Origin of the sequence: Aphanothece microscopica RSMan92, assembly GCF_046613545.2 — a bacterium.
In the GTDB taxonomy this organism is placed as follows: domain Bacteria; phylum Cyanobacteriota; class Cyanobacteriia; order PCC-6307; family Cyanobiaceae; genus NIES-981.
In genome coordinates this window covers 1-25,903 of the sequence record NZ_JBKKKY020000005.1, presented here as the reverse complement: position 1 = coordinate 25,903, position 25,903 = coordinate 1, and the positions used below count along the sequence as shown (strand labels likewise).

Sequence of the window (25,903 nt, the reverse complement as noted above, 5' to 3'; positions counted from 1 at the left end):
GGAACGCGCCGGGGGGGCTGGTTCATTGTCCGGACTCGCCACGCGGGTAGCTCGGTCGGCTGTCCCCAGGCTCGGGACCGCCCCCACCGAAGCCGAACCCGAACCCGAAGGAGAAGGGAGCTCGGCGGCGTTCAGCCCTCGGTTCGGGCCGCGGCAGGCTCACCCCGGGCACGTTGGCCCTGAGATGGTCCTCCAGGGCTCCCTGGGCGGGCAGCGGCTGATCGAAGCCTCGGAACAGCGGACCCTCCAGGATGGCCCGATAGTCCGCCGGCGTCAGGGCGATCACCGTGGTGAGGTCCGCACCGAGGAGCAACCGCAGGCGCTGACCGCTCTCCACCTGGATCGGAGCCTGTTCCCCCGACGCTCCGTCCCGGCGGAGAACGACTTCCAGGCGCCCCTCCAGGGATGTGACGGCGGCATCGCCGTTCTCGAAGGCCTCCAGGATGTAGTTGGTTCCCCGCACGCTGACGCGGACCGAGGCGGTGCAGCTCCCCTGGCGCCCCGACACCAGCAGCTGTCCTTGCTCCAGCAGGATGCAGCGGTTGTCGAGGCGCAGCAGGGAAAAGCGGTTGACACGGCCGGCGGCCCCGGAGCTGAACCGGAGCTGGGCCCGGGTGTTGCGGGTGGTGAACTGCTCCGGCGCGCTGGCCACATCCTTCACCCTCGCCAGGCGCGCATCGATGTAGAGCTCAGGTCGGTCGAGGATCTGCTGCACGGTCGCCCGCACCAGCCCCCGCTCCGGCAGGTCCTGGGCACCGGCGCCCGGTGCCATCGCCAGGGGCAGAAGCAGGACGAGGGCGGCAGCGGCGGGGCAAAGGGTCTGGGCCATGCCCGGGACATCGGCACTGCGCCTCCACTCTGAAGCGCGGCTGCGGAATTGGCAGGATGCATCCGGTCCGGGCCTGGCAGGCCCCCAAGCACCCGGAGCAGCCAGCGTGAGCACGGACGCGCAGACCCTGATCCTGGGCGGTGGGCTGATGGGCCTCGCCCTGGCCCACACCCTGGCCCGCCAGGGCCGCGAGGTGGCGGTGATCAGCCGTCAGCGGCAGGAGGCGGCCGGCTTTGTGGCGGCGGGCATGCTCGCCCCCCATGCCGAGGGCCTCAGCGGCCCGCTGCTGGAGCTGGGCCAGCTCTCCCTGGCGCGGACCCCGGACTGGGTCGCACGGATCGAGGCGGACGGAGGACTCGACTGTGGTCTACGGAACTGCGGGATCGTGGTGCCGTTCACCACGGCCGCCGAACGGGATGCCTACCCCACGGCCTGCTTCGGCACCAGCCTGGACCGCCGCGGGCTGGAGGCCCAGGTGCCAGGCATCGGTCCGCGATGGCAGGCCGCTCTGCTGTTTGAACAGGACGGTCAGATCGACAACCGGCGACGGCTGATGCGGGCCCTGGAGCGGGCCTGCGTGGAGCGGGGGGTTCGTTTCGAGGAGGGCTCGGAGGTGCTCGCCCTGCAGACCGATGCCGGCGGCTCCCTGGTGGGGATTCAGCTGCGCCGGGCCGACGGTGAGCAAACCTGCCGGAGCTGCGAGCAGGCGGTGCTGACGGGGGGCGCCTGGAGCGCCCAGCTGCTGCCCCAGCTGCCGATCGTGCCCGTGAAGGGGCAGATGCTCTCCCTGCAGGGGCCCCGCCAGGCCCTGGAGCGGGTGGTGTTCGGCCCGGGCACCTACCTCGTGCCCCGGGAGGACGGGCTGCTGGTGGTGGGAGCCACGGTGGAACCCGAGGCCGGCTTCGCGGCAGGCCTGACCCCGGCCGGGCAGCGTCAGCTGGAGGCCGGCCTTGCGGAGCTCCTGCCGGCGGCGGCCGACTGGCCGCCGATGGAGCGGTGGTGGGGCTTCCGTCCCTGCACCCCAGACCAGGGTCCGCTGCTCGGCGCCGGCCCGATCCCCGGCCTCTGGCTGGCCACAGGCCACCACCGCAACGGGGTGCTGCTGGCCGCGATCACCGCGGAGCTCGTGGCAGGCCTGATGCAGGGCCCGGCCCCGCTCGCGACCCCCGCCCGGCTGCTGCGGGCCTTCCGCTGGGACCGTTTCAGGCCGCGGGCAGCTGCATCAGATCCTCCTCCAGGCTGAACACCGGCAGGGTGCCCATCCCCTTGACGTTCTGCTCGCCGAGGCCGCGCACCGGCACCACCTCGCCCACCAGCCCCGCCGTGGACTCGTCGAACAGGATCGGCGCGCCGGCCGTGCGGGTGAGCCCCTCCATGCGGCTGGCCAGGTTGACCTTGTCGCCGATGACCGTGAACTCCATCCGTCGGGGGCTGCCGATCTGCCCCACGATCACCTCCCCGGAGGCCAGACCGATGCCGTTGTCCAGGGGGGTGAGCCCTTCCGCCGTCCACTCGTGGTTGAGCCTGTTGAGGGCCCGTCGCATCTCGAGGGCGCAGCGCACCGCCGCCAGGGCCTCCGGCTGGGTGCCGCGGCCGATCGGCGAGCCGAACACCGCCATCACGGCATCCCCGATGAACTTGTCGACGGTGCCGCCATGGGCCGTGATCACGTCCACCATCTCGCCGAGGTAGCGGTTCAGCTGGCGCACGTGCATCTCGATCTCACCGGTGCCGCTGCGCTGGTTGGTGAGCTGGGTGAAACCCTTCAGATCGGTGAACAGCACGGTCACCGGCAGGAGGCGGCCCCGCAGGATCCCCTCGGCGGCTGCCGGATCGGAGAGGATCTCCGCCACCACGCTCGGCGCGACGTAGCGCTCGAAGGTGCGGCGGAGCCGACGCCGCTCACCCTCTTCGGCGATGTAGGCATCACCGCCGTAGAGCAGCCCCAGCAGCACCAGGCCAGCGGAGGGGGCCAGCAACGGCACCCAGGTGTTGCGCTGCGCGAAGGCCACCCAGGCCACGGCCAGCTGAAGGGCGAGCACACCACCCATCAGCCACAGACGCCATGCCAACGCTCCCCGCAGCAGGGCGAGACAGGCCACCAGCAGCACCGGCACCACCGCCACCAGGCCGCGGTTCAGGGGAGAAACCGGCCAGCTGTGCAGACCGTCCCCGAGCAGGGAGTTGGCCGTGGCCGTGGCCAGGAGCTCAAGGCCCGAGAGGCTGCCGAAGGGGGTCACGGTGCCGACCCCGCCCTGGGCCACCACCGGACCGACCAGCACGAGGGCATCGCGCAGCAGGCTGCGCTTGGGGTGGTTCTGCCATCGGGCGGGATCGAGCACCTCCCAGGCCGACAGTCGCTCGAACCGTCCTTCGGGGCCGTAGAAGTTCAGCTGGCGGTCGGCATCGGGCTGGCGACTGCTGCGACCCGAACGCTCCAGGATCACCCGAGGCAGCGAGGCCCGTGCGGAGGCGCCGCTCATCGGCAGCACCCGCTGGCCGTAGGTCTCCGGATGGGTGAAGGGCTCGCCCTGGCCGGCGGGCAGCGTGTTGGAGATGCCGACGGCCTCCATGCCGGCGGCGCTGAGCAGGGGTACGGCCGGCGGGGCCAGGCTCAGCCCGCTGAAGCCGGTGTCGCGGATCTCCATCATCTCGGCGGCCAGGGCCACCTTCCCCGGCATCCGCGCGATGGCACCGGCCAGGGCCGCATCGTCCGCTTCGCCCCGGCCGCTGGGCCCCTCGAAGACCAGATTGAAGGCCACCACCGCGGGGCTGGCTTCCGCCAGGCGGTCGAGCAGATCGCCATAGCGGGCCCGGGGCCAGGGGAGGGTGTTGATGCCCTCCGCCCAGGAGGGGATCGCATGGGGACCGTCGGTCTGGTCGGCAAACCAGGCGCCCTGCTGCAGGGTGGAGTCATCGATGGCCACCAGCACCACCGCCTGGGGAACCGGCCTGGGCCCCCGCAGCCTGACCATCTGGCCCTCGAGGCCGCGCTCGAGCACGCGCACGCCCCTCGGGGAGGCGGCCCCGATCCAGGCCACCACGCCCACCACCAGGCCGGACACCACGGCCAGGACGACGGAGCGGCGCTGGGGCAGGCGCTGGGGCATGCGTTGAAGCATGCGTTGGGGAAACTGGCGGATCAGAACAGACCCAGACCGAGCACCCTCAGCAGCGAACCCGCCACAGGCACGTTGTCGGCCAGGAAGCTGCCCAGCTGACCGAAGGCGGCCAGGGGCTGCTGGAATCCCTCGAACAGGTCTCCCCCGAGAATGCGCTCGTAATCCGAGGAGACCAGGCAACGCCGGTCGACCACCTCCCCTTCCGGGGTGATCCGCAGCGCTTCGCGACGGAGCGGATCGCTCCAGGCCTCCCGGGCGCGGGGGTCCTTGGGCTCCACCACCACCTGGCCCTCCAGCACCGCCACCTCGGTGGAGCCGTCCTCGAGCACCGAAACGATGTAGTTGGTGCCGCGGGCGCTGAGCTTCATGCTCTTGAGGCAGGTGTTCTGGCGCCCGGAGATCAGCACCTGACCCGATGTCAGCAGGAAGCAGTCGGACTGGAGCTTGAACTGGGAGTTGCGGTTGACCCGTGCCGTGGAACCATTCTGAAAAGCCACCGTGCCGCGACTGGCCTTGGTGCTGATCACATCGGGCGTGCGGGCCTTCTGGTTCACCTTGGCCTGCTTGGCATCGATGAAGAACTCCTTGCCATCGAGGATCTCCCGCACGGTGGCCTCCTGCTTGGCGGCCTGCACCGGGGCGATGAAGGTGGTGGTGAGCAGCAGGGTGGCGCCCAGGGCCGCCGCGATTCCCCCGGGGTCTCCTGCCCCCCCGAGGCGGCGGGACGCCGAGGGCGAACGGTGGTTCTGCGCCGTGGTGGCAGGTGCCGGCGGAGCACCGTGTCCTGCCTTCGCGAAGCGCTTGCGGATCCCAGGCATGGCCAGACCCATGGGAAGCAACCCGATCGAAGTCTCCCTCACGATGCCGACCTGAAGAGCGGTTCGCATCCTTTGGTCATCACCTGCCATCAAACGCAGCGGAAACCGCATCGCACGAGGGCGGCAACCTCAGCGCTGCGAGCCGACCTGCGCAACCTAGAAGAACCGCGGCAGGCTGAATCCCGGAATCGAGGGGGTGACGGGCAGACCCGGGAGACCCACGCCGGGCACGTAGCGGCGGATGTAACTCTCCAGGGAACCCATGCCGGGCAGCGGCTCCCGGAAGCCCTCGAACAATGGGCCCCCCAGGATGCCCGAGTAATCCCCGGACGACAGCTTCAGCAGCGTCAGCACCACCCCAGCCGGTGACAGCCGCACCCGTTGCCCCGCCTCGACCCGGGTGGGGGGCGCCTGCCCATCGGGCACCGGCTCCCCATCGCGAAGGGGCTCCACCTCGACGGAGCCCTCGAGCACGGAGAGCTCGGTGCTGTCGTCCTCCTTCACCTCGAGCAGGTAATTGGTCCCCCGCACGCTCATCCGGGCCGACCGGGTGCAGCCGCTCTGGGGCCCGGACACCAGAATCTGCCCCTTGCTCAGCAGGAAACAGCCGCTGCCCAGCCGGAGCTGGGAATTGCTGTTTACCCGACCCGCCGCACCGCTGTCAAAGCGGATCTGGCCGCGGCTGCGGCGGGTGCGGATCTCATCGGGCGCCGTGGCCCGTTGCTTGACCCTGGCCTCCCTGTCGTCGATGTAGAACTCCCGGCCATCCAGGATCTCCTGCACCGTGGCGGCCTCCGTGGCCCATGCGGCCGGTGCCGTGGCGAACAGCGCCGCCACCGCCATGACGGTGACAGCAGCCGGACCCGTGAGCGTGGCGGCCAGCAGCGGTGCGAACCGCTTCGGCGGGGTGGAGGTGAGGCACGACGCCATCGCAGCTCCGGGGCAGGCACTCAGCCCATTCTCACCCGGTTGCTGAGGGTGCCGTTTCCCCGTCCCCGTCCAGCCCCTCGAGGCCGTAGACCTCCAGGGGAACAGGCCACCCCTTCAGCTGGTGGGCGCCCAGATGGACGGCCCGCACCGAGGCGGGCAGCAGCTCGAGCACGGCCCCACTGAGCAGGATCGGATGGTCCGGGTACTGGCGGGTGAGCCCCTCCAGCCGGCTGGCGACATTCACCGCGGCGCCCACCACGGTGAACTCCAGGCGCTGGGAGGACCCCAGATTGCCGGCGATCACCTCCCCCACATGGAGACCGATGCCGTGGCGCAGGCACGGATGCCCCTGGGCCTCCAGTTCCCGGTTCAGGGCCTCCAGGCGCTCCTGCATCGCCAGAGCCGCCCGCACGGCGGCCAGGGCTTCGGCCCGATCGCCGCGGCTGCGCGGCACCCCGAATTCGGCCATCAGCGCATCCCCGATGAACTTGTCGAGCAGCCCCTGTTCCTCGATCACGGCCACGGCGATCGCCTCGAAGTAGCGGTTCAGCAGCGCGAACAGGGCCGGGGGGTCCAGCTGGGCACTGAGGGGCGTGAAACCCACCAGATCGGTGAACAGCACCACGCAGGTGCAGCGACTCCCGCCCACCTGGGTGCCCAGCGGTCCGGGCTCGCGCAGGATGTCCCGCAGGAGGGTGGGGGAAACCCGCCGGGCAAGCACCTGGTGGAGGTAGGCGCGCTCGCGGCTTTCGCGCCGCCACTGGCCGATCCCCCGCAGGCTGCCCCCGCCCAGGGGCAACAGGATCAGGCCCGTGAGCGGCAGCCAGAGCTGCAGCACCGTCCAGCCCAGGGCCGTGAGCAGCAACGCCCCCAGCATCAGCCCCAGGGTGCGCAGGAGGGTGCCCTGGGCCTGCGAGGCCTGACGGAGCAGCAGCAGCACGGCGGCGGCCCAGGCCAGCAGCAGCAGCACGCCATGGGAGCTGGCCATGGGCGCCAGGGCTGTCCCTTCCAGAACACTGGCGAGGGCAGCCGCCTGCACCTCGGTGCCACTCATCGCGCCGAAGGGGGTTTCCATCTGGTCGCCCAGGGCCGGTGCCGTGGCCCCGATCAGCACGGTGCGGCCCCGCCAGAAGCCGTCCGGAACCTCCGGCAACTGCCAGGCCGGCACCAGGGGAGGACGGGCGGCGGGCGGTGCGAAGGCGATGTAGCGGGGCAACCAGGGGACAGGCCCGGAGCCGGCGCGGCCCCGGTAGGGCAGCGGTTCGGGCCAGGGCGGGAGAAAGTCGGCCAAGCGCGCCGCGAGCCAGCGCCGGCCTGGGATGGCCTCGGTGTAGCCCTGGGGGCTCTGCAGCAGTGCCGTGAGGCCGGCAGGCGGCGCCGCCGCCCGATTCAGCAACGGGAGGGGAGCGCGCAGCTGGGCGAGTTCGACGCCCTCCGACTGCCGTGCCCCGAAGGCGGCGGCCAGGACGACCCGCTCCTTCCAGGGGCTCAGCCGTTCGACGAAGGCCTGGTCATCCTGGGGACCGAGGCGGCTGGGCTGGCTGAACACGACGTTGAACAGCACCCGGGAGGCACCCCGCTCCAGCACCCAGGCCGCGAGGTCGGCCTGCAGGGCCCGCGGCCAGGGCCAGGCGCCCATCTGCCGCCACAAGGGCGAAGCGCGACGCTCCTCCGGCGAGAGCAACTGAGCGAGATCGAGGGAATCGGCATCGATGGCCAGCACCACCGGCTCCGGCGGCCCCCCGCGACCTGGGCCCCAGGCGGCCGCCAGCCGCCAGCCGATGACCCGCAGCTGGGCATCCGAAGCCTCCAGTCCCTGACCCAACGGTGTGGGCTGCAGCGGCGGAAGGGTGGCCACCAGCGGCAGGAGCACCCCCAGCAGCCACAGGGGCCTCACGGGGGATTCAGCAAGCCAAGCTCCCGCTCGATCACAGGCAGGGTGGCCATCGGTGCGGAGAAGCCGTTCAGCAGGAGGCTGCGGCGACGGCGCTGCATCACCTCCTCCCGACCCAGGCGCCGGGGCGGCAACCAGGCTCCCTCGCGGTAGGCGACCTGCTCACCGCTGCGCAGCACCACCGCGGGCAGCCCCTCGCCGCCGGCAGGGTTCGGGCTGAACCGCACCTGACCCTCCCAGCTGAACACCGTCACAGCGGTGTCATCGACCTCCAGGAAAACGGTGGTGCCCTCGATCGAGGCGGTGCCGACGCGGGTCCTCACCCGCAACGGCTCCCGGCCCTGGGCTCCGGGCTCCACCCAGGCAATCAGCTGACCGCGTTCGAGATCCAGCCCCGAAGGCGTCAGACGCATCACGGCGTCACCCCCGAGGCGAAAGCTGCGGCCCTGGGCCAGGAGAACCTGGAGGCGTCCCGGTCGCTGGGTGCGCAGCAGGGAGCTGCCGGGGAGGAGCTGGCCAACCGCCGCGGTCTGTTCGCTGCGGCCGGGCGGGCGCACGAAGGCCGGCCGGGAGGGCACCTCAACCACCCGGGGCAGGGGTCGGGCCGCCTGGACCCCCGGCACCAGAACCAGGCCAAGCAAGCCAAGGATCAGCAGTCCGTTTGACAGGTGCGATCGAGGGCCAGACAGCCTGGCCAGGGGCTCGGTGACGGTTTTTCCTGACAACGGCATCGGCCCGGTGACTGACCGCTCCAGCCTGGCGACTCAGGCCTCGGTGCGCCAGGCCTGGTCGGAGGGAGTCCAGTCGCTGAGCTCGGAAGGCTGGAACCACAGACCGATCTCGAAGGCCGCCGTTTCCGGGGCATCGGAGCCGTGAATCACATTGCGACCGATGTTGATGGCGAGATCCCCACGGATCGTGCCGGGCTCGGCCTCGAGGGGCTTGGTCGCACCGATCAGTTTGCGGGCGCTGGCGATGACGCCGTCGCCCTCCCACACCATCGCCACCACGGGACCCGAGGTGATGAAGTCGACCAGCCCGGCGAAGAAGGGACGCTCGCGGTGCACGCCGTAGTGGTTCTCAGCCAGCTCGCGGCTGGGGGTGAGCTGCTTGAGACCCACCAGCTTGAAGCCCTTGCGCTCGAAGCGCCCCAGGATCTCCCCCACCAGACCGCGCTGAACCCCATCCGGCTTGATGGCGATGAAGGTGCGTTCGGCGGCCATGAACTCGATACGGCGGATCCGGGCCATCGTGTGCGGCCGGCCTGCCGCTTGGCAAGCTGCTGGCCCGCTCCATTCCCGGGGTGAGACAGCGACCGACGGGCGGGCTGCCTACATTCCTCCCCATTGCAAGCACGGTGCAGGGCCATGGTGCTCACCACCACCCCCAGCACCTGGACCGCCGAAGACGGCGCCAGCCTCTACGGCCTTGACCGCTGGGGCGATCCCTATTTCTCGGTCAACGGGCGCGGCCATGTGATGGTGCAGCCCCGGGGCGACCGGGGCGGCTCCCTCGACCTGGTGGACCTGGTGCAGGAACTCCAGGGCCGGGATCTCTCCCTGCCTCTGCTGATCCGCTTCGACGACATCCTCGAAGACCGTCTGGAACGCCTGCATGCCGCCTTCGAGCGGGCCATCGCCCAGTACGGCTATGCCGGGCGGTACCAGGGGGTGTTCCCGGTGAAGTGCAACCAGCAGCGCCACGTGGTGGAACAGCTGGTGGAGAGCGGCCGTCGCTGGCATTTCGGCCTGGAGGCCGGCAGCAAGGCCGAACTGCTGATCGCCCTCTCCCTGGTCGATGACCCCGAGGCCCTGCTGATCTGCAACGGCTACAAGGACCGCCGCTACATCGAGACGGCGATCCTGGCCCGCCGACTCGGCCGCCAGCCGGTGGTGGTGATCGAGCAGGCCGACGAGGTGGCGCGGATCATCGCCGCCAGCCAGGAGCTGGGCGGCGCTCCCCTGATCGGTGTACGGGCCAAGCTCTCCACCCGCAGCACGGGGCGCTGGGGCAGTTCGGTGGGCGAGCGGGCCAAGTTCGGCCTGGCGGTGCCGGACCTGCTGGCCACGGTGCAGGCCCTGGAGCAGGCCGGCCTGCTGGGCGAACTGCGGCTGCTCCACTTCCACATCGGCAGCCAGATCAACGACATCGCCGTCCTCAAGGACGCCCTCCAGGAAGCCGGGCAGATCTACGTGGAGCTCACCAAGCTCGGCGCTCCCATGGGCCTGCTGGATGTGGGCGGCGGCCTGGGCGTCGACTACGACGGCAGCCGCACCGCCACCGCCGCCTCCAAGAACTATTCCCTTCAGAACTACGCCAACGATGTGGTCGCCACGGTGCGGGAGTGCTGTGCCGCCCATGGGATCGCCGTGCCGACCCTGGTGAGCGAGAGCGGGCGGGCGATCGCCAGCCATTTCTCCGTGCTGGTGTTCGACGTGCTGGGCACGGCGCGGCCTCCTGGTGCCGTGCCGGCCGAACAGCCCCAGGAACCCCTGATGGTCCGCAACCTGCGGGAGACCCTGGCCACGATCAACGCCGCCCCGGCGGCGGGCGGCCATGCCAGCTGCGACACCCTGCAGGAGGCCTGGAACGATGCGCTCAAGTTCAAGGACGACGCCCTCGCCGCCTTCCGGCTCGGCTACCTGAGCCTGCCGGAGCGCGCCCAGGCCGAACAACTCACCTGGGCCTGCGCCGAGGCGATCGCCGCCCGGCTCGCCGGACTGCCCGAGGGCACGTCGATTCCGGAAGACCTGCTGGCCCTGCAGGCTGCCCTGGCGAGCACCTACTACGCCAACCTCTCGGTCTTCCGCTCAGCCCCGGACACCTGGGCGATCGATCAACTCTTCCCCGTGCTGCCGATCCAGCGCCTGGATGAACGGCCCATGGGCCTGGGCAGCTTTGCCGACCTCACCTGCGATTCCGATGGCAAAATCGCGCGCTTCATCGGCACGGGCCAGGAGAAATCCCTGCTGGAACTGCATGCCCCCCGCAGTGGTGAGCCCTATTGGATCGGCCTCTTCCTGGCCGGTGCCTACCAGGAAGTGATGGGCAACCTGCACAACCTCTTCGGCAGCACCAACGCTGTGCACATCCGTCTGGGCACCGGCGGCAACTACGTGGTGGATCACGTTGTCCGCGGTGACACCAACGCCGAGGTGCTCGAGGTGATGGAGCACGACCCCAAGCAGCTGTTGGAGCGCCTGCGGCTGGCCAGCGAGGAGGCCATCGGTCGGGGTCACCTCGCCATCAGTGACGCCCGGCGGCTGATGGCCCACCTGAGGGCAAGCCTGGATCAGACGACCTATCTGGCCAGCTGACCAATCTGGCCAGCTGACCGCTCGGGCCCGCTGGCGACGGGCCGGCCGCGCCGAGCGCCCCAGGCACGCCGCGCGATCTATGTTGGGAGCATTGGCGAGGTGCCCGGAAAGCGCAGCCTGCCAAGGATCCCCATGGTCCGTTTCACCCCCGACCCAGCGCCTTCCATCGCAGGATGCCGCAACTGCAGATCTGGTTGACGGCACTGGGGCTGCTCGCGCTGCTGCCCCTGCTTCGGAGGATCACCAGACAGCTGAGGTTGCCCAAACTCCCCATCCAGTTGATGGGGGCAACCATCCTGACCTGGCTGCTCCTGGCCATTCTGCCGCGGGAGCTGCTGGCGAGCAGTCAGCTGAGGCCGCTGAATGCCATCGACGAGCTGCTGATCAGTTTTGTCTGCATCCGGCTGTCGCTATGGACCTTGCTGCAGCTCCCCGCAGCTTTTGGCTGGAGAAAGCAGCCCCCCGATCTGGTCATCCAGCTGCTGATGCTGGCTGGGGGGATGCTGGTCACCATTGTGGTGCTGAAGGAAGAGGCGCAATTTGACCTCGTCGGTCTCGTCACCACCTCGGCGGTGCTGACCGCTGTGCTGGGCCTGGCGGCCCAGGAGCCTCTGAAGGATCTGTTTGCGGGGCTGGAGCTTCAGTTCAACGAAATCTTCAAGGTCGGCGACTTCATTGACCTCGGCGATGAGACCAATGGAATTGTCATTTCGATGAACTGGCGGGACACCTGTCTGAGGGACATCTCAGGGGCACTGGTGGTCATTCCCAATGCCAAGGTCACCGAGGTGGTGCTGAGGAATTACGGCACCTTCGGCTGCATGGGCAACCGGTTCAGTGTCGGCCTCGACTACGCCCTGCCGCCATCCCAGGCCCATGCCCTGTTGCTCGGGGTGCTGAACCAGCATCCCTCGGTGCTGGCCGACCCGCCCCCAAGTGTGCGGGTCAAATCCTTTGATGACAGTGCGATCAGCTATGAGCTGCTGGCCTTCCAGCCGCCGGGCAACCTCGCAGCCCTGCTCGACCTCCGCAGTGACCTGCTCGAACAGATCTGGTACGCCCTGGAACGCAACGGCTCCAGCGTCCCCTATCCGGTGCGCGAGCTGCGACCCAAACGGGCGTCCCTGGATCAGCGGCACCCCACCCGGCTGAGCTGGGAGGAACGTCGGAAGCTGCTGAGCCGAAATCCTCTCTTCGGTGGGCTGAACGAGGACGAGCAGAGCACCCTGGCTGCCGAAGCCCATTGCCTTCGCTTTGCCAGCCACGAAACCATCGTGCGGGAGGGTGATCCGGGGGAATCGCTGTATCAGGTTGTGCAGGGCAGCGTGGAAGTCCTCAAGGAAACCGGCTCACCCCCTGCCGTGCGGGTGGCTCAGCTCGATCCCGGTGACATCTTCGGTGAGATGTCCCTGCTCACAGACAGCGCCAGAAGCGCGACGGTGCGCGCCATTGATGAATGCCTGCTGCTGGAGGTGCAGCAACGGCACCTGCGCCCCATCCTCCAGGAGAATCCGCAGCTCATGGATGAGCTGGCCCGCTTGGTGACCAACCGTCAGGGCCAGTTGAAGGGTCTGGAGCAGGAGATGGTGAAGGTCCAACAGAACCAACTCCTGTCACGGATGCAGCAACTCTTCTCCTCGGTTCTGGGGTCGTGACCGAACGGTTGCCGACCCCGCGGGCACGCGCCAGGCGGTTGGCGAGCGGACCCTGGGTCAGGCGACTGAGCGAAAAATCAGACACGCCGTGAACAGCTTCATCCCGTCGTGGCGACTCCACGACCCAGAAATCCGGCTGCACGAACGCCCGCAGAAGGGCCCAGACGGCCGGTGGTCGCAGCTCAGGCACGAGCCTCAGGGACGCGGCTCTCAGCCAGCGAGACCACGGTTGCCAAGACCAAGACTGAGGATGACGAGAGTCCAGATCAATTTGAAGAGAATGTGCAAGGCCTGATCCACCGAGATCCTGAACAGGTGCCGACACTTGGCGTAGTCAATCAGGATGTGGACAAGCCACTCGGCGACTCCCACAAGCGGGATCCCGGTGATCCAGGCCACAAAGAAACCATGAATGGCCGCATGGGACACAAGCCACCATGGCCAACCGAGAACCACATCCCGGCCAGGGCATTTCTCGGTGGCCATCCGATCACTCTGAAGCCCGAAATCGGCCACGAAGTGACCCATGCAAAGCATCAGGAATAAATTCAGACCATTCTGAAAGTCGGGCATCAGATCGATGGTGGCGCTGCCACCTCAGCCACCCTTCAGAACACTCGGGCTCAGGTCTTGCGACGAGAAGCTGCCAGAAGGACTCCCAGGGAGCCCCGCCGGAGGTCTCTCACACCGGACATACGCCATGCCAGGGTCTAGGGCTCTTGTGATGGCATGGTACGTGCCAAGTGAAAACTGCGCAGCCATGCCAGCGCGGCGGGCGGCTGGGTCAGTGTCACTGGGCGCAGAACCAGACCTGCAGGCTGAGGCGCTCAACGGGCTGGGGCAGTTCCCGCGGGTCAAAGGGTGGAACCTGCTCGTCAGCGGCCATGGCCCGCAGGGGGGTTGGTCGCATGCCACCCTCCACCTGAACCTGCAGCGGGACGACCCTGTCCCGTCCAAGCACGGCAGCCAGTTCGCGGCCCTGGTCCAGCGCATCCTTGTAGGCCTCCCTGAGCAATCTCCGGCGAATGGCCTCATCCCCGGAGCTCTCAGCCTCAGGCTGGACCGGCGAGAGCCGCACCCCCGGCAAGCCACCCACCTGCCGCACCAGGGCCTGCAGCTGCGGCATGGCCAGCATGCCGCTCACCTGAAGGCTCGCCACCGTGACCTCGGGCTGGCGGCCCCGCCGCCCCCGTTGCCATGTGCTGGGTGAGCCCACCTCCAGCTTCTGAACATCGAGGGCTTTGAGGCGGGTACGCACCGCGGCCAGGCGCCGCTGCAGCTCCTCCAGAGCTGGATCGGCCGCGGCACCCTCCGCCTCCAGGCCCAGGGAGAAGCGGAAGCGGCTGGCCGTGCGCCTGACCTCCGCGTTCCCCCGGGCATCCACCACGGTGCCGCTGCACTGGAGCTGGACCTGGGCGCCGGCGGCCATGGGCAGCCAGAGGATGAGCGATGGAAGCAGCAGGGGGAGACAACGGCGCATGGGAGCGGGAGGGGTGAATCCCCCCAGCCTGGGCGAGCCGGGCGCGATCAGCCAGCCCGCGCCCGGATCAGAAGAATCCGCGGAACAGGTTGAAGGGGCTGCCGCCCCCACCCCCGGGAGGGTCGGACTCCCCGGAGTCGGCCCCTCCCTCCCCTGGGGATGACGGCAGCCCCTCCACCAGCGGCTGGATGACCATCGCCTGACGGTCGAGATGCACCTGCCAGGCGGGATTCACCCCGGGCGCGTCCAGAAGCAGGGGGGCGCCGAAGGCACTGAAGTGCAGGACACCGGCCTGCATCTGCTGCATGACGGCCGCGGAGACGGTGCAGCTGGTGCGATCCGGAGCCATCAGCACACCCTGGCGCACCAGGGAGGCCCCATCCTCGCTCGCCAGGCTGAAGGCACCGAGCATCGGGCTCTCGCTCCAGGAGCGCTCACTGGACGTCCAGATCACCACATCCCCCTCCTGACGGCCAGGCCCCGTCACCAGGGCCTGGTACCCGAGGACGGTGGGGATCGGCTGCCAGCTCAGGCGCCAGGCTTCTCCGGCTGGGCTGGTCCGCAGCTGGACGGCCGGCAGAAAGTCATGGTTCCGGTCCACCGCGAAGGCGATCTCAGGGGCGTAGTTGCTGGTCACCCGGTGGGAACCGACCAGCGAACCCTGCGTGGGGATCGCCGGGGAGGAAGCGCCATGGGGCCAGTGGCCCACCACGCCGGTACGGGATCGTCCGGACTCGGCGTTCGTCGGCAGACTGCCGCTGCGGGCCAGAGCCCGGGCGATGGCCTGCTGGTCGGGCACCAGCCTGGCGAAGTCGAGCACCTCCGGCTCCAGGCTGGGCTTCCCCTCGGCGCAGCCCCGGAACACCAGCAGGCGGCCCTGGGGCAGCGTCGCGTCCTTCGACCCGGGGGCTCCAGGCGATGGCCCGGTCGACGCGGTGGGGGTGAGCAGGGACAGCGACGCACCCAGGCCGAGGCCGGCCGGGATGCTGTGATCAGCCTGGGGATTGGCCGGTGGAGAGCCGTCGGCCCGCAGGGTGAGCTGCAGGCTGCGGGCCGCCGAGGGTTCACCGCCCATCAGCAGGCGCATCATCGCGGCCCCCGAGAGCCCGCCCCCCGCGGCCGCTGCGCCCAGGCCCGAGAGGGTCCAGGCCTGGATCTCATAGCGGGCGGGAGCGGCCCCCGCCGCGGAGGCCCCGATGGTGCCAACGAGGACCCCGGCCGCCAGGGAAGCGCAGGAGCCACGAAGCAGACGAACCATCACGAGCCGCCGACAGGGCACCGAGGCTAGGTCCGCAAGGGCGAGGATCAGGCCAGGGCCGCGCGCAATGTCTGGCGGGCCTCGGCCAGCGCAGTCTCGAGGGCTCCCCCGTCGCGGCCTCCGGCCTGGGCGAGGTTGGGCCGGCCGCCGCCGCCGCCGCCGCAGGCCTTGGCCACTCCCCCGATGAACGGGCCCGCCTTCAGGCCGGCGGCGATCACCGCCTGGCCGAAGGCCGCCACCAGGATCACCTTGCCCCGATCGGCCGGGTCCGGCAGGCCGCCCAGCACCACGGCGGCGCCATCGCCGAGCTGGTCCGCCAGCCCCTGGGCTGCCGTCTGCAGACCGGCGCCCTCCACCCCGTCGAGACGGGCCACCAGCAGCTGGAACGGCTGACCGCCGGGGGCCGCGCCGAGGGCCTCCGCCCCACCGACCAGGGCTGCGGAGCGGGCCAGGGCCAGCTCCTGGCGGACCGCCGCCAGGGCCTTCTGGCTGGCCTTGAGCTCCTCCTGCAACCCCACCACCCGCTCGACGATCTCGGCGGGCTGGGCCTTGAAGCGCTCGCCGAGCTGCTTCACCACCGCATCGCGCTCGTTGAGGTAGCCGAGCACCGCGGGACCGGCCACCGCCTCGATGCGACGGATGCCGGCGGCCACGCCGCTCTCGGCCACGATCTTGAACACCCCGATCTCGGCGGTGTTGGTCACATGGGTGCCGCCGCAGAGCTCCATCGACACGCCCGGCACATCCACCACCCGCACCACATCGGCGTACTTCTCGCCGAACATCGCCACGGCACCGGCGGCCCTGGCCTGCTCGATCGCCATCTCCTCCACCACCAGAGGGTGGGCCTCGCTGATCCAGCCATTGATCAGGGCCTCGATCCGCTGGAGCTCCTCCGGCGTCACCGCGCGGGGGCAGTGGAAGTCGAAGCGGAGGCGATCGAAATCCACCAGCGAGCCGGCCTGGCCGATGCCCGGGTCCACCACCTGCTTGAGGGCCGCCTGCAGCAGGTGGGTGGCGGTGTGGTTCGCCTGGGCGCGGCGGCGGCAGGCGGCATCCACCCGGGCCGTCACCAGATCCCCCACGGCCAGCATGCCCCGCTCGACCCGACCGCTGTGCACGAACACGCTGCGGTTGCGGCTCACCGCCTCGATGCTCACGATCACCCCGGCATCCACCGCCGTCTGGTCGCCGCCGCCGAGCAGCACGCCCCGGTCGCCCACCTGGCCACCGCCTTCGCCGTAGAAGGGCGTGCTGTCCAGCACCACCTGCACCGCATCGCCGGCCCCGGCGCGCTCCGCCGGCTCACCGTTCACCACCAGGGCCAGCACGCAGCTGGGGTGCTCCAGGGCCTCATAGCCCCGGAAAGTGGTGGCCTCCAGGGACCCGGCCACCTGATCGATGGCACCCTGCACGGTGAGGTCGATGCTCACGGCCGCGGCCTTGGCCCGCTGGCGCTGGGCCTCCATGGCGGCCTCAAAGCCCTCCAGATCCACCGTGAGGCCGTGTTCCTCGGCGATCTCCTGGGTGAGTTCGAGGGGGAAACCGTAGGTGTCGTAGAGCTCGAAGGCCTGGGCGCCACTGATCTGCTTCGGGCTGGTGGCCAGCACCTCGGCCAGCAGCTTCTCGCCCCGCTCCAGGGTTTCGAGGAAGCGGCCCTCCTCCCGCTCCAGCTCGGCCAGGATCACGGCGCGGCGCTCGTCGAGCTGGGGATAGGCCTGGCGCATCAGGGCGATCGAGGCCTCCCCCATCGCCTTCAGGAAGGGCCTGTCGATGCCCAGCAGCCGGCCGTGGCGCACCACACGGCGCAGCAGCCGCCGCAGGATGTAGCCGCGGCCGAGGTTGCTGGCCGTCACGCCGTCGCCGATCAGCTGGGTGATGGCGCGGCTGTGGTCACCGATCACCTTGAGCGACGTTTGCCCCTTCTCGTCCAGCAGGCGATAGTCCACCCCCGCCAGAGCGGCCGCCGTTTCGATCAAGGGATAGATCAGATCGGTTTCGTAGTTGTTGGCCACGCCCTGCAGGATCTGGGCCATGCGCTCGAGGCCCATGCCCGTGTCGATGTTGCGGTTCGCCAGCGGCGTGAGGGTGCCCTCCGCGTCGCGGTTGTACTGCATGAACACCAGGTTGTAGAACTCGATGAACCGGCTGTCGTCCTCCAGATCGATGCCGTCATCCCCCAGTTCGGGCTTGAAGTCGTAGTAGATCTCCGAGCAGGGGCCGCAGGGGCCGGTGGGGCCGGAGGCCCAGAAGTTGTCGGCCTCGTCCATGCGGATGATCCGCTTCGGGTTCACCCCCACCCGATCCCGCCAAATCGCCTCGGCTTCGTCGTCCTCCCGGAAGACGCTCACCACCAGGTTCTGTGGCGAGAGGCCGTACACCTCGGTGCTCAGCTCCCAGGCCCACTGGATCGCCTGCTCCTTGAAGTAGTCGCCGAAGGAGAAGTTCCCCAGCATCTCGAAGAAGGTGTGGTGACGCGCCGTGCGTCCCACGTTCTCGATGTCGTTGGTGCGGATGCACTTCTGGCTGCTGGTGGCCCGCGGCGCCGGCCGCTCCGCCTGGCCGAGGAACACCGGCTTGAAGGGCAGCATGCCGGCGATGGTGAGCAGCACCGTGGGGTCGTCGGGCACCAGCGAGGCGCTCGGCATGGGCCGGTGACCCCGCTGTTGATAGAAGTCGAGGAACGCCGCCCGGATGTCGGCACCGGAACGCGGATGGGAGCGCTCGCGATGGGACGTGCGCGCGGTCGTGGCGGCCATGGTCAACCAGTTCAGCCCTCAGCAGGGCATGATCGCCCAGCACCGGGTCGGTGCAGGCTCCGGACCTCCCCCCGCTCCCCGCACCTGCCGCCCTCTCCCCGTCGCCCCTCCTTGAGCGCGCCGTCTGCCCCGAAGCCCACCGTGCCGGCTCCCGGCTACCGGGCCCAGCTGCGCTTGCGGTCGATCGCCTGGGCCCTCGGGGCCGGGGTCGCCGCGCTGCTGCTGGGCCTTCCCCTGGGGCTGGAGCCGGCCCTGCGGGCCGGAGGCTGTGGGGTGCTGTACGGACTGCTGGCCTTCCACCTCCAGCGGGTCGATCCTGACGACAACCACCTGCAGGCCGGACTGGTGGGAGCCGTGTGCGGGATCCACAGCCTGGGGCTTCCGCCCCTGGCCCCCTGGCCCGGGGATCAGCCCCTGGCGTCGGGCCTGCTGGCGGTTGCGCCGGCTGTGATGATGGGGCTCGGGCGGGCCTGGCTGCCGCTGATCGGCGCAGCCGTGCTGCTGCACGGAGGGCAGCACCTGGCAAGGCGTTTTCCGCCGCTGAACCGGTCCTAGAGGCCACCGCTCCATCCCCCGTCGCGGTCCTGTCCGCCCCATGAGCCTGCTGCACGCCACCTGGCTGTTTCCCCCGGAGGGTGCCGGTGGGCGGCTGTTTCTCTGGGCGGACACCTGGCGCGTGGCCACGCCGACCGTGCCCGGCCACGAGGCTCCGGAGCATCCCCTGGCCCTGGACGAGGACACCCTGGCCCAGTGGCTCGACGACAACGACCTCTGGTCCGAGGCACTGCGACCGGCGCGGGCCACCCTCACCCTGCCGAGCCGTCGCCAGGCCGCGCGGGGGCGCAAGTCCGGGCCTGCCCCCTGGAGCGGCCTGCCCCTGCAGGCCGGTGAACCGATTCCCAAGCAGCTGGAGTGGTGGCCCTGGCAGGTCTCGGGCTGGGCCCTCGATCCCGCCGGAGCCGCCGAATGGCTCAGCCTCCTCCCCCTGGCGGGCGACCATCCCGAAATGGCCGATGAGCTGCGCTGGTGGACCCACCTGCAGCGCTGGGCCCTCAGCCTGATCGCACGGGGACGCTGGCTCCCGCAGATCGAGGACGGCAAGGCCCGCTGGCTCCCCCTGCTCAACCGTGAGGACGACCGCCGCCGGCTGGAAGAGCTCGCCATCGGCCTCCCCCAGGTGGCCACCTGTGCCCTGGCCGCCGGGCCCATGGGCGATCCGGCCCTGGCCTGCCGCCGTCCCGGCAGTGGCCGCCTGCGGGTGGCCAGCCTGCTGGAAGCCCTGCTCGACGGGCAGCTGCGGGTCGACTTCAAACCGGACAACGACGCCCTCGACCCGCTGCTCACCGCCTGGCAGAAGGCGCTGGGCAAGGGCGATGGGACCCTGAACCTCGATGAGGAGGAGCTGGAACGCCTCACCATCGCCACCCACCACTGGCGGGAAGGGGTGGCCGGGAAGGTCGCTCCGGCGCGGGCCTGCCTGGAGCTGTTCACGCCAGCGGAGGGCGAAGATCTGTGGGAGATGAAGCTCAGCCTGCAGGCCGAGGCCGATCCCAGCCTGAAGGTCCCGGCCGCGGTCGCCTGGGCCAGCGGCGATCGGGGGCTCCAGCTCGGAGAGGTGGCCGTCGCCCAGCCCAGCGAACTGCTGCTCGAGGGCCTGGGCCGGGCCATCACCGTGTTCGAACCGATCGCCCGGGGGCTCGATTCCGCCACGCCGGAGGGGATGCAACTCACCCCCGCCGAAGCCTTTGTGCTCGTGCGCACGGCGGCCAGCCAGCTGCGGGACGTGGGCGTGGGCGTGATCCTGCCCGCCAGCCTCTCCGGCGGACTGGCCAGCCGCCTCGGCCTGGCCATCACGGCGGAACTGCCGGCCCGTTCGCGGGGATTCACCCTCGGCGAGAGCCTCGAGTGGACCTGGGAATTCATGATCGGCGGGGTCACCCTGAGCCTGCGCGACCTGGAGCGGCTCGAGGCCAAGCGCAGCCCCCTGGTCCAGCACAAGGGGGCATGGATCGAGCTCCGGCCCAACGATCTGCGCAACGCCGAACGCTTCTGCGCCGCCAAGCTCGGCCTGAGTCTCGATGACGCCCTGCGGCTCACGGCCACCGCCGGGGACACGTTCCACCGCCTTCCGGTCCATGCCTTCACGGGCGGTCCGCGGCTGCAGGCCGTGCTGGAGCAGTACCACCAGCAGAAGGCCCCGGATCCCCTGCCGGCCCCGCCGGGCTTCGCGGGCCAGCTCAGGCCCTACCAGGAACGGGGCCTGGGCTGGCTGGCCTTCCTGCACCGCTTCGACCAGGGTGCCTGCCTGGCCGACGACATGGGCCTGGGCAAGACGATCCAGTTGCTGGCCTTCCTCCAGCATCTCAAGGCCGAAGAGGAACTCAAGCGACCGGTGTTGCTGGTGGCCCCCACCTCGGTGCTCACCAACTGGAAACGGGAGGCGGCGGCCTTCACGCCGGAGCTGACGGTGAGGGAGCACTACGGCCCCCGCCGACCCACCACCGAAGCCGCCCTGACCAAGGCCCTCAAGGGCGTCGATCTGGTGCTCACCAGCTACGGACTGCTGCAGCGCGACAGCGAACTGCTCGAGAGCATCGACTGGCAGGGGGTGGTGATCGACGAGGCCCAGGCGATCAAGAACCCCAACGCCAAACAGTCCATGGCCGCACGCGACCTGGCCAGGCCAGCGCAGGTCGGCCGCGACAGCCGGTTCCGGATCGCGCTCACCGGCACGCCGGTGGAGAACCGGGTCAGCGAACTGTGGGCCCTGATGGACTTCCTCAATCCCAAGGTGCTGGGTGATGAAACCTTCTTCCACCAGCGCTACCGGCTGCCGATCGAGCGCTATGGGGACATGGCGTCCCTGCGCGACCTGAAGGCCCGGGTGGGCCCCTTCCTGCTGCGCCGTCTGAAGACCGACCGGTCGATCATCTCCGACCTGCCCGAGAAGGTGGAGCTGAGTGAATGGGTGGGTCTGGCCCCTGAACAGAGGAAGCTCTACACCCGCACGGTGGACGAGAGCCTCGAGGCCATCGCCCGGGCCCCGCTGGGCCAGAAGCACGGCCAGGTGCTGGCGCTGCTCACCAAGCTCAAGCAGATCTGCAACCATCCGGCTCTGGCACTCCGGGAAAGTGCCGACGTGGCCCTCAGCGACGCTGCCGCCAGTGGCTTCACCGCCCGCAGCGCGAAGGTGCAGCGGCTCGAGGAGATCCTCGAAGAGGTGATCGAGGCGGGCGACAGGGCCCTGCTGTTCACCCAGTTCGCCGAATGGGGTCTGCTGCTCCAGGCCCACCTGGCGCGCAAGTGGCGCCAGGAAGTCCCGTTCCTGTACGGCAGCACGAGCAAGACCGAGCGCCAGGCGATGGTCGACCGGTTTCAGGAGGACCCCCGGGGCCCCCAGCTGTTTCTGCTGTCGCTCAAGGCCGGCGGTGTGGGCCTCAACCTCACCCGGGCCAGCCATGTGTTCCACATCGACCGCTGGTGGAACCCTGCGGTGGAGAACCAGGCGACCGACCGGGCCTACCGGATCGGACAGCAGAACCGGGTGCTGGTGCACAAGTTCATCACCAGCGGCTCGGTGGAGGAGAAGATCGACCGGATGATCCGGGAGAAGTCCCGGCTGGCCGAGGAGATCGTGGGCTCCGGCGAAGACTGGCTCGGGGGTCTGGACGTGGGCCAGCTCAAGGACCTCGTCAGCCTCGAGGACTGACCCATGGCACTGAGTGACCGGCGACCGGACCCCGCCGGGCCGACGTGACCCTTGATCTCTACTGCGAGCGGCTGGGGCCCGGGCTGCTGGCCGAGCCGATGAATGCCCTCAGCAACGGCGCGTTCCTGCTGGCGGCCTGCTGGATCCGGGCCTCGGCCCGGCGGCTGATGGGGGGCATGGGCCGGCAACTCGGCACCCTGGTGGTGCTCGTGGTGGCGATCGGGGTGGGCAGCACGCTGTTCCACACCCTGGCCACGCCCTGGGCCCTGCTGGCGGACGTCATCCCGATTCTCCTGTTCCAGCTCACCTTTCTCTGGATCTACCTGCGGCAGCGCGCGAAACTCCCGCCCGGCCCGGCCCTGGGGCTGACCGCCGGGTTCCTGATCGCCACCCTCGCCAGCCGCGGCGCCGGCGAGGTGCTCAACGGCTCGCTGGCCTACGGGCCCACGCTGCTGGTGCTGCTGGCGATCGGCTGGCACGACCGACGGCGACGGGGCAGCCCCTGGCTGCTGATGGCGGCGGGCACCTTCGGCCTGTCCCTGGTGCTGCGCACCATCGATCAGTGGGTGTGTCCCTGGCAACCGGTCGGCACCCACCTGTTCTGGCACCTGCTCAATGCGGTGGTGCTGGCGCTGGCCGCCAGAAGTCTCATGCCCGGGCGGCCAGCTCCGCGAGCACGGCATGGACATGGCTGACCGACATCGCCCCCTGACCGACCGCCGAGGCCACCCGTTTGGTGGAACCGGATTGCACGTCACCCACGGCGAAGATGCCGGGCTGGCTCGTCTCGAGCATCATCGGCTGGCGGTGGGAGTCGGTCCAGGAGCCATCCCGGACCACATCCAGACCCGTGCGGATGAAGCCCTTGTCGTCCATGGACAGCCCGTGGTCCAGCCATGCGGTGTTGGGCTTGGCACCGATCATCAGAAAGACGTGACGAATCGGCAGGGTTTCCCGTTCTGCGGTCTGCAGGTTCTGCCAGGTCACCTCCTCCAGGTGGCCATCGCCATCCAGGCCAACGATTTCCGTGAAGGGATGGAGGGTGATGCGATCGGAGGAAAGAATGCGCTCGATCAGATAATTCGACATGGTGTCAACCAGGCTCTCACGCCGAATCAACAGGTGAACATGCCGGGCATGGGAGGAGAGGAAAACGGTCGCCTGCCCCGCCGAATTACCTCCACCCACAACAATGGCGTCCTGATGGCGGCACAGCTCCCCTTCCATCGCCGTTGCCGCGTAGTAGATACCACGGTTGTCATAATCACGTCCATTGGGAACATCCAGGGTGCGGTAAGTGGCCCCGGTGGCAATCACCACGGTCTTGGCGCGCAAGGTCTGCTGCCGGGCCTCACCGCGACGCAAGGTCAGCGCGAACGGACTGCGGCTGCAGTCCAGGCCTGTGACCTCGATCGGCAGGGCGATGGTCGCACCGAACTTCATCGCCTGGACCTGGGCTCGGCCAGCCAGGGCCTGGCCTGAGATCCCCGTGGGGAAGCCGAGATAGTTTTCGATCTTTGAGCTGGTGCTGGCCTGCCCGCCCGGAGCTTCCCCCTCGAGAAGAATGGTGCGCAAGCCTTCAGAGGCCGCGTAGACCGCAGCGGAGAGACCGGCAGGACCACCTCCAACGATGGCCACTTCATAGACATGACCACAATCGAAATCCTCCACCAGGCCAAGCGCCAGGGCCAGCTCATGGTTGGAGGGTCTGTAGAGGATCTCCTCATTGAGGTGGATGACCACCGCAGGCATCTGGGCTTCCTGCAGGCCATAGCGATCCACGACCGAGGCATAGTCTGAACAGGAAGGATCCATCAGACTGATGGGGTAGCCATTGCGGCGCAGGAAGCGCTCGATCCGTACACCGTCACCACTTTTCTCCCGATCCACCAGGGTGACGCCCCCCTGTTCATGGGAGATGAAGGCCGTGCGGCGGAGAATGAAGGCTCGCGTGATGATCTCCCCCACATCCGGCTCCGCCGTGATCATGCGCCGGAAATCCTGGGGATGAACGCGGATCACCTCGCCAGGCTCCTCACCCATGCGGCCGGAGACCAGGATCTTGCGATGGTTGAAGAGGTCCAGCTCACCTGTGAAGTTCCGCTCCCTGTGAACGGTGATCACATTGGGCCCCGTGTGCCGATGCTCGTAGATCTCAATGCAGCCCTTGAGCACAATGAAGAAGTCCACACTGTGCTGTCCCCGTTCAAACAGAACGGTGCCCGGAGGCAGGCTCTCCTGAGTGCCGAAGCGCCTGCATCGCGCGATCTGCTCATCACTCAGGCAGGGGAAGATCTGATGCTCGCGGGCGTACGGATCGGTCGGATCAAGCGGATTGGCGAGCTCAGAAGGGTTGGCCTGCATTGGGTGTCGGGATCAGGACGGTGGCGGTTCGCCACGACCCAGGCAACCTAGCTGCGGTGACTCAGAAGCGATACTGCACGCGCCCGTAGAAACCCTGGCCAAGAGCCCAGTCCGACCAGGGGCCACGGTTGTCCTGGGTGGCGAACTGGTCAACCCAGCCCACTTCGACCAGCCAGGCGCTGGCAGCCTGCCAGCGCACCAGCAGTCCACCGGATCCGACCGTGTCGCTGATCGTGTCGGCGGGCAGCGTGGTGTAGACCCCCCCGGCGCCGATGAACGGCACCAGCTGCAGGGCATGGTGCGGGTTCTGCCAGAAGGTCCAGCCAAGCTCGAGGGTTCCCAGCCAGCCGCTGTCGCCGCTGACGAACTGGGCCGGCAGGCCCCGCAGTCCCACATCGGAGCCCAGCGTGAAGCGCATCGGATCGGTGAGCGGTTGAAAGGCCACCTGGCCACCGGCACTGGCACTCAGCTGCCACCCCGGGGCCAGGGCCCAGCTGGCTGCCACCAGGGCTCCCCAGGCCGTGGCCTGTCCGGGGCGGATGTCGATCTCGGCCAGCTCGCGCCGCTGATCGGCCGGGGTCGCGGGACTGATCCCCTGGAGCAGGTAGGTGGTGCCACTCCAGCCGAAGCGACGGCCGAAGCCGCTGCCGTTGAGGCCAAGCCGGAGATAGCCGTTCCTGGGCTCCCTCAGGGTCTCGGGGACCTCCTGGGGCAAGGGGTCACCATCGAGAAGACTCTCCCCCCGTGAGGCGGTGTAGCCCAGGGTGAAGCTCCACCGCTGGCTGAGGGATTCATGGAAGACCCATTCCAGTTGGCCCAGCCCCTGGTACTGATCCGTGGAGAACTCATCGAGGGGATCCTCCAGCTCGACCAGATTTCTGCGGCTGTATCCAAAGGCCCCGGTGACGTTGAACTGCTCTCCCAGAGGCAGGGTGTAGCTGAGGGAGCCAATGGCCGAGCCGAATTCAGGCTCGTCAGTGGTGTTGACCTCACCATTCAGGAGGAGGATGTCGCCATCCTTGAACAGCGAAGGTTTCAACAGGGTGCCCAGGAGACGGGCCTCCCCTGACCCGTTCGAACCGTCGTTGCGCAGGCTGAACTCGCCCTGAAGAGGCTGCCGGGCCCGCTCGACCGTGACGGCCAGAGTGCCCTGGGAAGGATCGGACCCGAGCCTGGAGAGACTGGCGCGCACGCCCCCGACAACGGGCAGCTGCTGCAGCAGCTGCAGTTCACGCTCGATCCTGGGAACCCGGAGCACCTCGCCCCGCAGGGGCGCCAGCAGACGTTGGACACGGCGCTGCAGCCAGGGGTCCTCCGACACGACGCGTACCTCCACCAGACGGCCTTCGACGATCTCGAGTTCGCCGCCATCGGCGGTCGAACGCACATAGACCCGGGTGTTGATGTAGCCGTCCAGCACCAAACGAGCCGTGAGGGCTGCGGCACAGGCCTGGACGCGCTCGCCTGGATCGGCGACCTGGCGACAAGGCTTAAGGATGGCCTCGATCGCGCTTGATGGGTAAGGGCTCGTGCCCTCCAGACGAGGGGCTGGGAACAACGGCGGAGCACCGGGCTCAGCTGAGCCGGGGGTCTCGGCCGGCGGAGCCTCCGTCGGGGCGGCGGCCGGAAGCTCGATCGGCACGGCGGGCGAAACCTCCCTGGGCAGCGGCTGTCGTTCCTGGGCGGGGAGGCGGACAGGTCCCTGCTGCAGAGGCGGGGCAACCAGTTGGGCGAGCAGCAGGTTCAGCATGCAGTGGTCATCCGCCCC

Annotated in this window: 19 protein-coding genes; 6 read left to right on the top strand and 13 right to left on the bottom strand. The window is 69.3% G+C overall.

Annotated features, from left to right (window positions below):
- Nucleotides 1–22: 22 nt before the first annotated feature.
- Nucleotides 23–829 (bottom strand): hypothetical protein, encoded by an 807-nt coding sequence (locus ACLD7X_RS02450; protein ID WP_411421874.1) that lies wholly within the window; start codon nucleotides 827–829, stop codon nucleotides 23–25.
- A 106-nt stretch (nucleotides 830–935) separates the two neighbouring features.
- Between ACLD7X_RS02450 and ACLD7X_RS02445 the strand changes: the two genes are divergently transcribed.
- Nucleotides 936–2,072, top strand: a complete 1,137-nt coding sequence (locus ACLD7X_RS02445; RefSeq protein ID WP_412006769.1) for an FAD-dependent oxidoreductase — start codon at nucleotides 936–938, stop codon at nucleotides 2,070–2,072.
- Here the strand turns inward: ACLD7X_RS02445 and ACLD7X_RS02440 are convergent.
- The 6 genes from ACLD7X_RS02440 to ndk form a co-directional block, all read right to left on the bottom strand.
- On the bottom strand, nucleotides 2,032–3,939 hold the full coding sequence (locus ACLD7X_RS02440) for a CHASE2 domain-containing protein (protein ID WP_412006768.1): 1,908 nt from the start codon (nucleotides 3,937–3,939) through the stop codon (nucleotides 2,032–2,034). The two genes, ACLD7X_RS02445 and ACLD7X_RS02440, sit on opposite strands and share 41 nt — an antisense overlap.
- 32 nt (nucleotides 3,940–3,971) lie before the next feature.
- Nucleotides 3,972–4,838, bottom strand: coding sequence for a FecR domain-containing protein (locus ACLD7X_RS02435; protein ID WP_411421871.1), 867 nt, complete (start codon nucleotides 4,836–4,838; stop codon nucleotides 3,972–3,974).
- Between the two features lie 87 nt (nucleotides 4,839–4,925).
- The gene (locus tag ACLD7X_RS02430) at nucleotides 4,926–5,699 is read right to left on the bottom strand and encodes a FecR domain-containing protein (RefSeq protein ID WP_411421870.1); all 774 of its coding nucleotides are present in this window, start codon (nucleotides 5,697–5,699) and stop codon (nucleotides 4,926–4,928) included.
- Nucleotides 5,700–5,730: 31 nt separating this feature from the next.
- Nucleotides 5,731–7,596 carry a CHASE2 domain-containing protein gene (locus ACLD7X_RS02425; RefSeq protein WP_411421869.1) on the bottom strand — a complete coding sequence of 622 codons (1,866 nt, stop codon included), beginning with the start codon at nucleotides 7,594–7,596 and terminating at the stop codon, nucleotides 5,731–5,733.
- The gene (locus ACLD7X_RS02420) at nucleotides 7,593–8,234 is read right to left on the bottom strand and encodes a FecR domain-containing protein (RefSeq protein ID WP_412006767.1); all 642 of its coding nucleotides are present in this window, start codon (nucleotides 8,232–8,234) and stop codon (nucleotides 7,593–7,595) included. Before ACLD7X_RS02420 ends, ACLD7X_RS02425 begins: the two co-directional genes overlap by 4 nt.
- Nucleotides 8,235–8,357: 123 nt before the next feature.
- On the bottom strand, nucleotides 8,358–8,843 hold the full coding sequence (gene ndk / locus ACLD7X_RS02415) for a nucleoside-diphosphate kinase (RefSeq protein WP_411421867.1): 486 nt from the start codon (nucleotides 8,841–8,843) through the stop codon (nucleotides 8,358–8,360).
- A 117-nt stretch (nucleotides 8,844–8,960) separates the two neighbouring features.
- Between ndk and speA the strand changes: the two genes are divergently transcribed.
- On the top strand, nucleotides 8,961–10,910 hold the full coding sequence (speA, locus tag ACLD7X_RS02410) for a biosynthetic arginine decarboxylase (protein WP_411421866.1): 1,950 nt from the start codon (nucleotides 8,961–8,963) through the stop codon (nucleotides 10,908–10,910).
- A 281-nt stretch (nucleotides 10,911–11,191) separates the two neighbouring features.
- Nucleotides 11,192–12,565, top strand: a complete 1,374-nt coding sequence (locus tag ACLD7X_RS02405; RefSeq protein WP_412006765.1) for a cyclic nucleotide-binding domain-containing protein — start codon at nucleotides 11,192–11,194, stop codon at nucleotides 12,563–12,565.
- 210 nt (nucleotides 12,566–12,775) lie between these two features.
- Here ACLD7X_RS02405 and ACLD7X_RS02400 read toward each other — a convergent pair whose 3' ends face one another.
- From ACLD7X_RS02400 to alaS, 4 genes are all read right to left on the bottom strand, one after another.
- Entirely contained in the window at nucleotides 12,776–13,051 is a 276-nt protein-coding gene (locus ACLD7X_RS02400; protein WP_411421921.1) for a hypothetical protein, read from the bottom strand.
- A gap of 304 nt (nucleotides 13,052–13,355) precedes the next feature.
- Nucleotides 13,356–14,045, bottom strand: a complete 690-nt coding sequence (locus ACLD7X_RS02395; RefSeq protein ID WP_411421864.1) for an SIMPL domain-containing protein — start codon at nucleotides 14,043–14,045, stop codon at nucleotides 13,356–13,358.
- Nucleotides 14,046–14,112: 67 nt separating this feature from the next.
- Nucleotides 14,113–15,303, bottom strand: a complete 1,191-nt coding sequence (locus tag ACLD7X_RS02390) for a hypothetical protein (RefSeq protein WP_411421863.1) — start codon at nucleotides 15,301–15,303, stop codon at nucleotides 14,113–14,115.
- 47 nt (nucleotides 15,304–15,350) lie between these two features.
- Nucleotides 15,351–18,062 (bottom strand): alanine--tRNA ligase, encoded by a 2,712-nt coding sequence (gene alaS, locus ACLD7X_RS02385; RefSeq protein WP_411421862.1) that lies wholly within the window; start codon nucleotides 18,060–18,062, stop codon nucleotides 15,351–15,353.
- Nucleotides 18,063–18,203: 141 nt separating this feature from the next.
- Here alaS and ACLD7X_RS02380 point away from each other — a divergent pair, with 141 nt between their 5' ends.
- From ACLD7X_RS02380 to ACLD7X_RS02370, 3 genes are read left to right on the top strand one after another with little or no spacing between them, the layout of a single operon-like run.
- Nucleotides 18,204–18,617: a hypothetical protein gene (locus ACLD7X_RS02380; protein ID WP_425625048.1), complete on the top strand. Its 414-nt coding sequence runs from the start codon at nucleotides 18,204–18,206 to the stop codon at nucleotides 18,615–18,617.
- A gap of 40 nt (nucleotides 18,618–18,657) precedes the next feature.
- Nucleotides 18,658–21,771, top strand: coding sequence for a DEAD/DEAH box helicase (locus ACLD7X_RS02375; RefSeq protein WP_411421860.1), 3,114 nt, complete (start codon nucleotides 18,658–18,660; stop codon nucleotides 21,769–21,771).
- A 44-nt stretch (nucleotides 21,772–21,815) separates the two neighbouring features.
- Nucleotides 21,816–22,466, top strand: coding sequence for a ceramidase domain-containing protein (locus ACLD7X_RS02370; protein WP_411421859.1), 651 nt, complete (start codon nucleotides 21,816–21,818; stop codon nucleotides 22,464–22,466).
- Here ACLD7X_RS02370 and ACLD7X_RS02365 read toward each other — a convergent pair.
- Both ACLD7X_RS02365 and ACLD7X_RS02360 read right to left on the bottom strand, forming a co-directional pair.
- A complete protein-coding gene (locus tag ACLD7X_RS02365; protein WP_411421858.1) occupies nucleotides 22,420–24,135 on the bottom strand; it encodes an FAD-dependent oxidoreductase in 1,716 nt (571 codons plus the stop codon). The two genes, ACLD7X_RS02370 and ACLD7X_RS02365, sit on opposite strands and share 47 nt — an antisense overlap.
- Nucleotides 24,136–24,196: 61 nt before the next feature.
- The coding region (locus ACLD7X_RS02360) for a ShlB/FhaC/HecB family hemolysin secretion/activation protein (protein WP_411421857.1) at nucleotides 24,197–25,903 on the bottom strand (1,707 nt) is incomplete at its 5' end.

Coding starts and splice junctions, on each gene's coding strand:
- ACLD7X_RS02450 (WP_411421874.1), bottom strand. CDS start 829: ATGGCCCAGACCCTTTGCCCCGCCGCTGCCGCCCTCGTCCTGCTTCTG.
- ACLD7X_RS02440 (WP_412006768.1), bottom strand. CDS start 3,939: ATGCCCCAGCGCCTGCCCCAGCGCCGCTCCGTCGTCCTGGCCGTGGTG.
- ACLD7X_RS02435 (WP_411421871.1), bottom strand. CDS start 4,838: ATGCGAACCGCTCTTCAGGTCGGCATCGTGAGGGAGACTTCGATCGGG.
- ACLD7X_RS02430 (WP_411421870.1), bottom strand. CDS start 5,699: ATGGCGTCGTGCCTCACCTCCACCCCGCCGAAGCGGTTCGCACCGCTG.
- ndk (WP_411421867.1), bottom strand. CDS start 8,843: ATGGCCCGGATCCGCCGTATCGAGTTCATGGCCGCCGAACGCACCTTC.
- speA (WP_411421866.1), top strand. CDS start 8,961: ATGGTGCTCACCACCACCCCCAGCACCTGGACCGCCGAAGACGGCGCC.
- ACLD7X_RS02405 (WP_412006765.1), top strand. CDS start 11,192: ATGGGGGCAACCATCCTGACCTGGCTGCTCCTGGCCATTCTGCCGCGG.
- ACLD7X_RS02400 (WP_411421921.1), bottom strand. CDS start 13,051: ATGGCCACCGAGAAATGCCCTGGCCGGGATGTGGTTCTCGGTTGGCCA.
- ACLD7X_RS02395 (WP_411421864.1), bottom strand. CDS start 14,045: ATGCGCCGTTGTCTCCCCCTGCTGCTTCCATCGCTCATCCTCTGGCTG.
- ACLD7X_RS02390 (WP_411421863.1), bottom strand. CDS start 15,303: ATGGTTCGTCTGCTTCGTGGCTCCTGCGCTTCCCTGGCGGCCGGGGTC.
- alaS (WP_411421862.1), bottom strand. CDS start 18,062: ATGGCCGCCACGACCGCGCGCACGTCCCATCGCGAGCGCTCCCATCCG.
- ACLD7X_RS02375 (WP_411421860.1), top strand. CDS start 18,658: ATGAGCCTGCTGCACGCCACCTGGCTGTTTCCCCCGGAGGGTGCCGGT.
- ACLD7X_RS02365 (WP_411421858.1), bottom strand. CDS start 24,135: ATGCAGGCCAACCCTTCTGAGCTCGCCAATCCGCTTGATCCGACCGAT.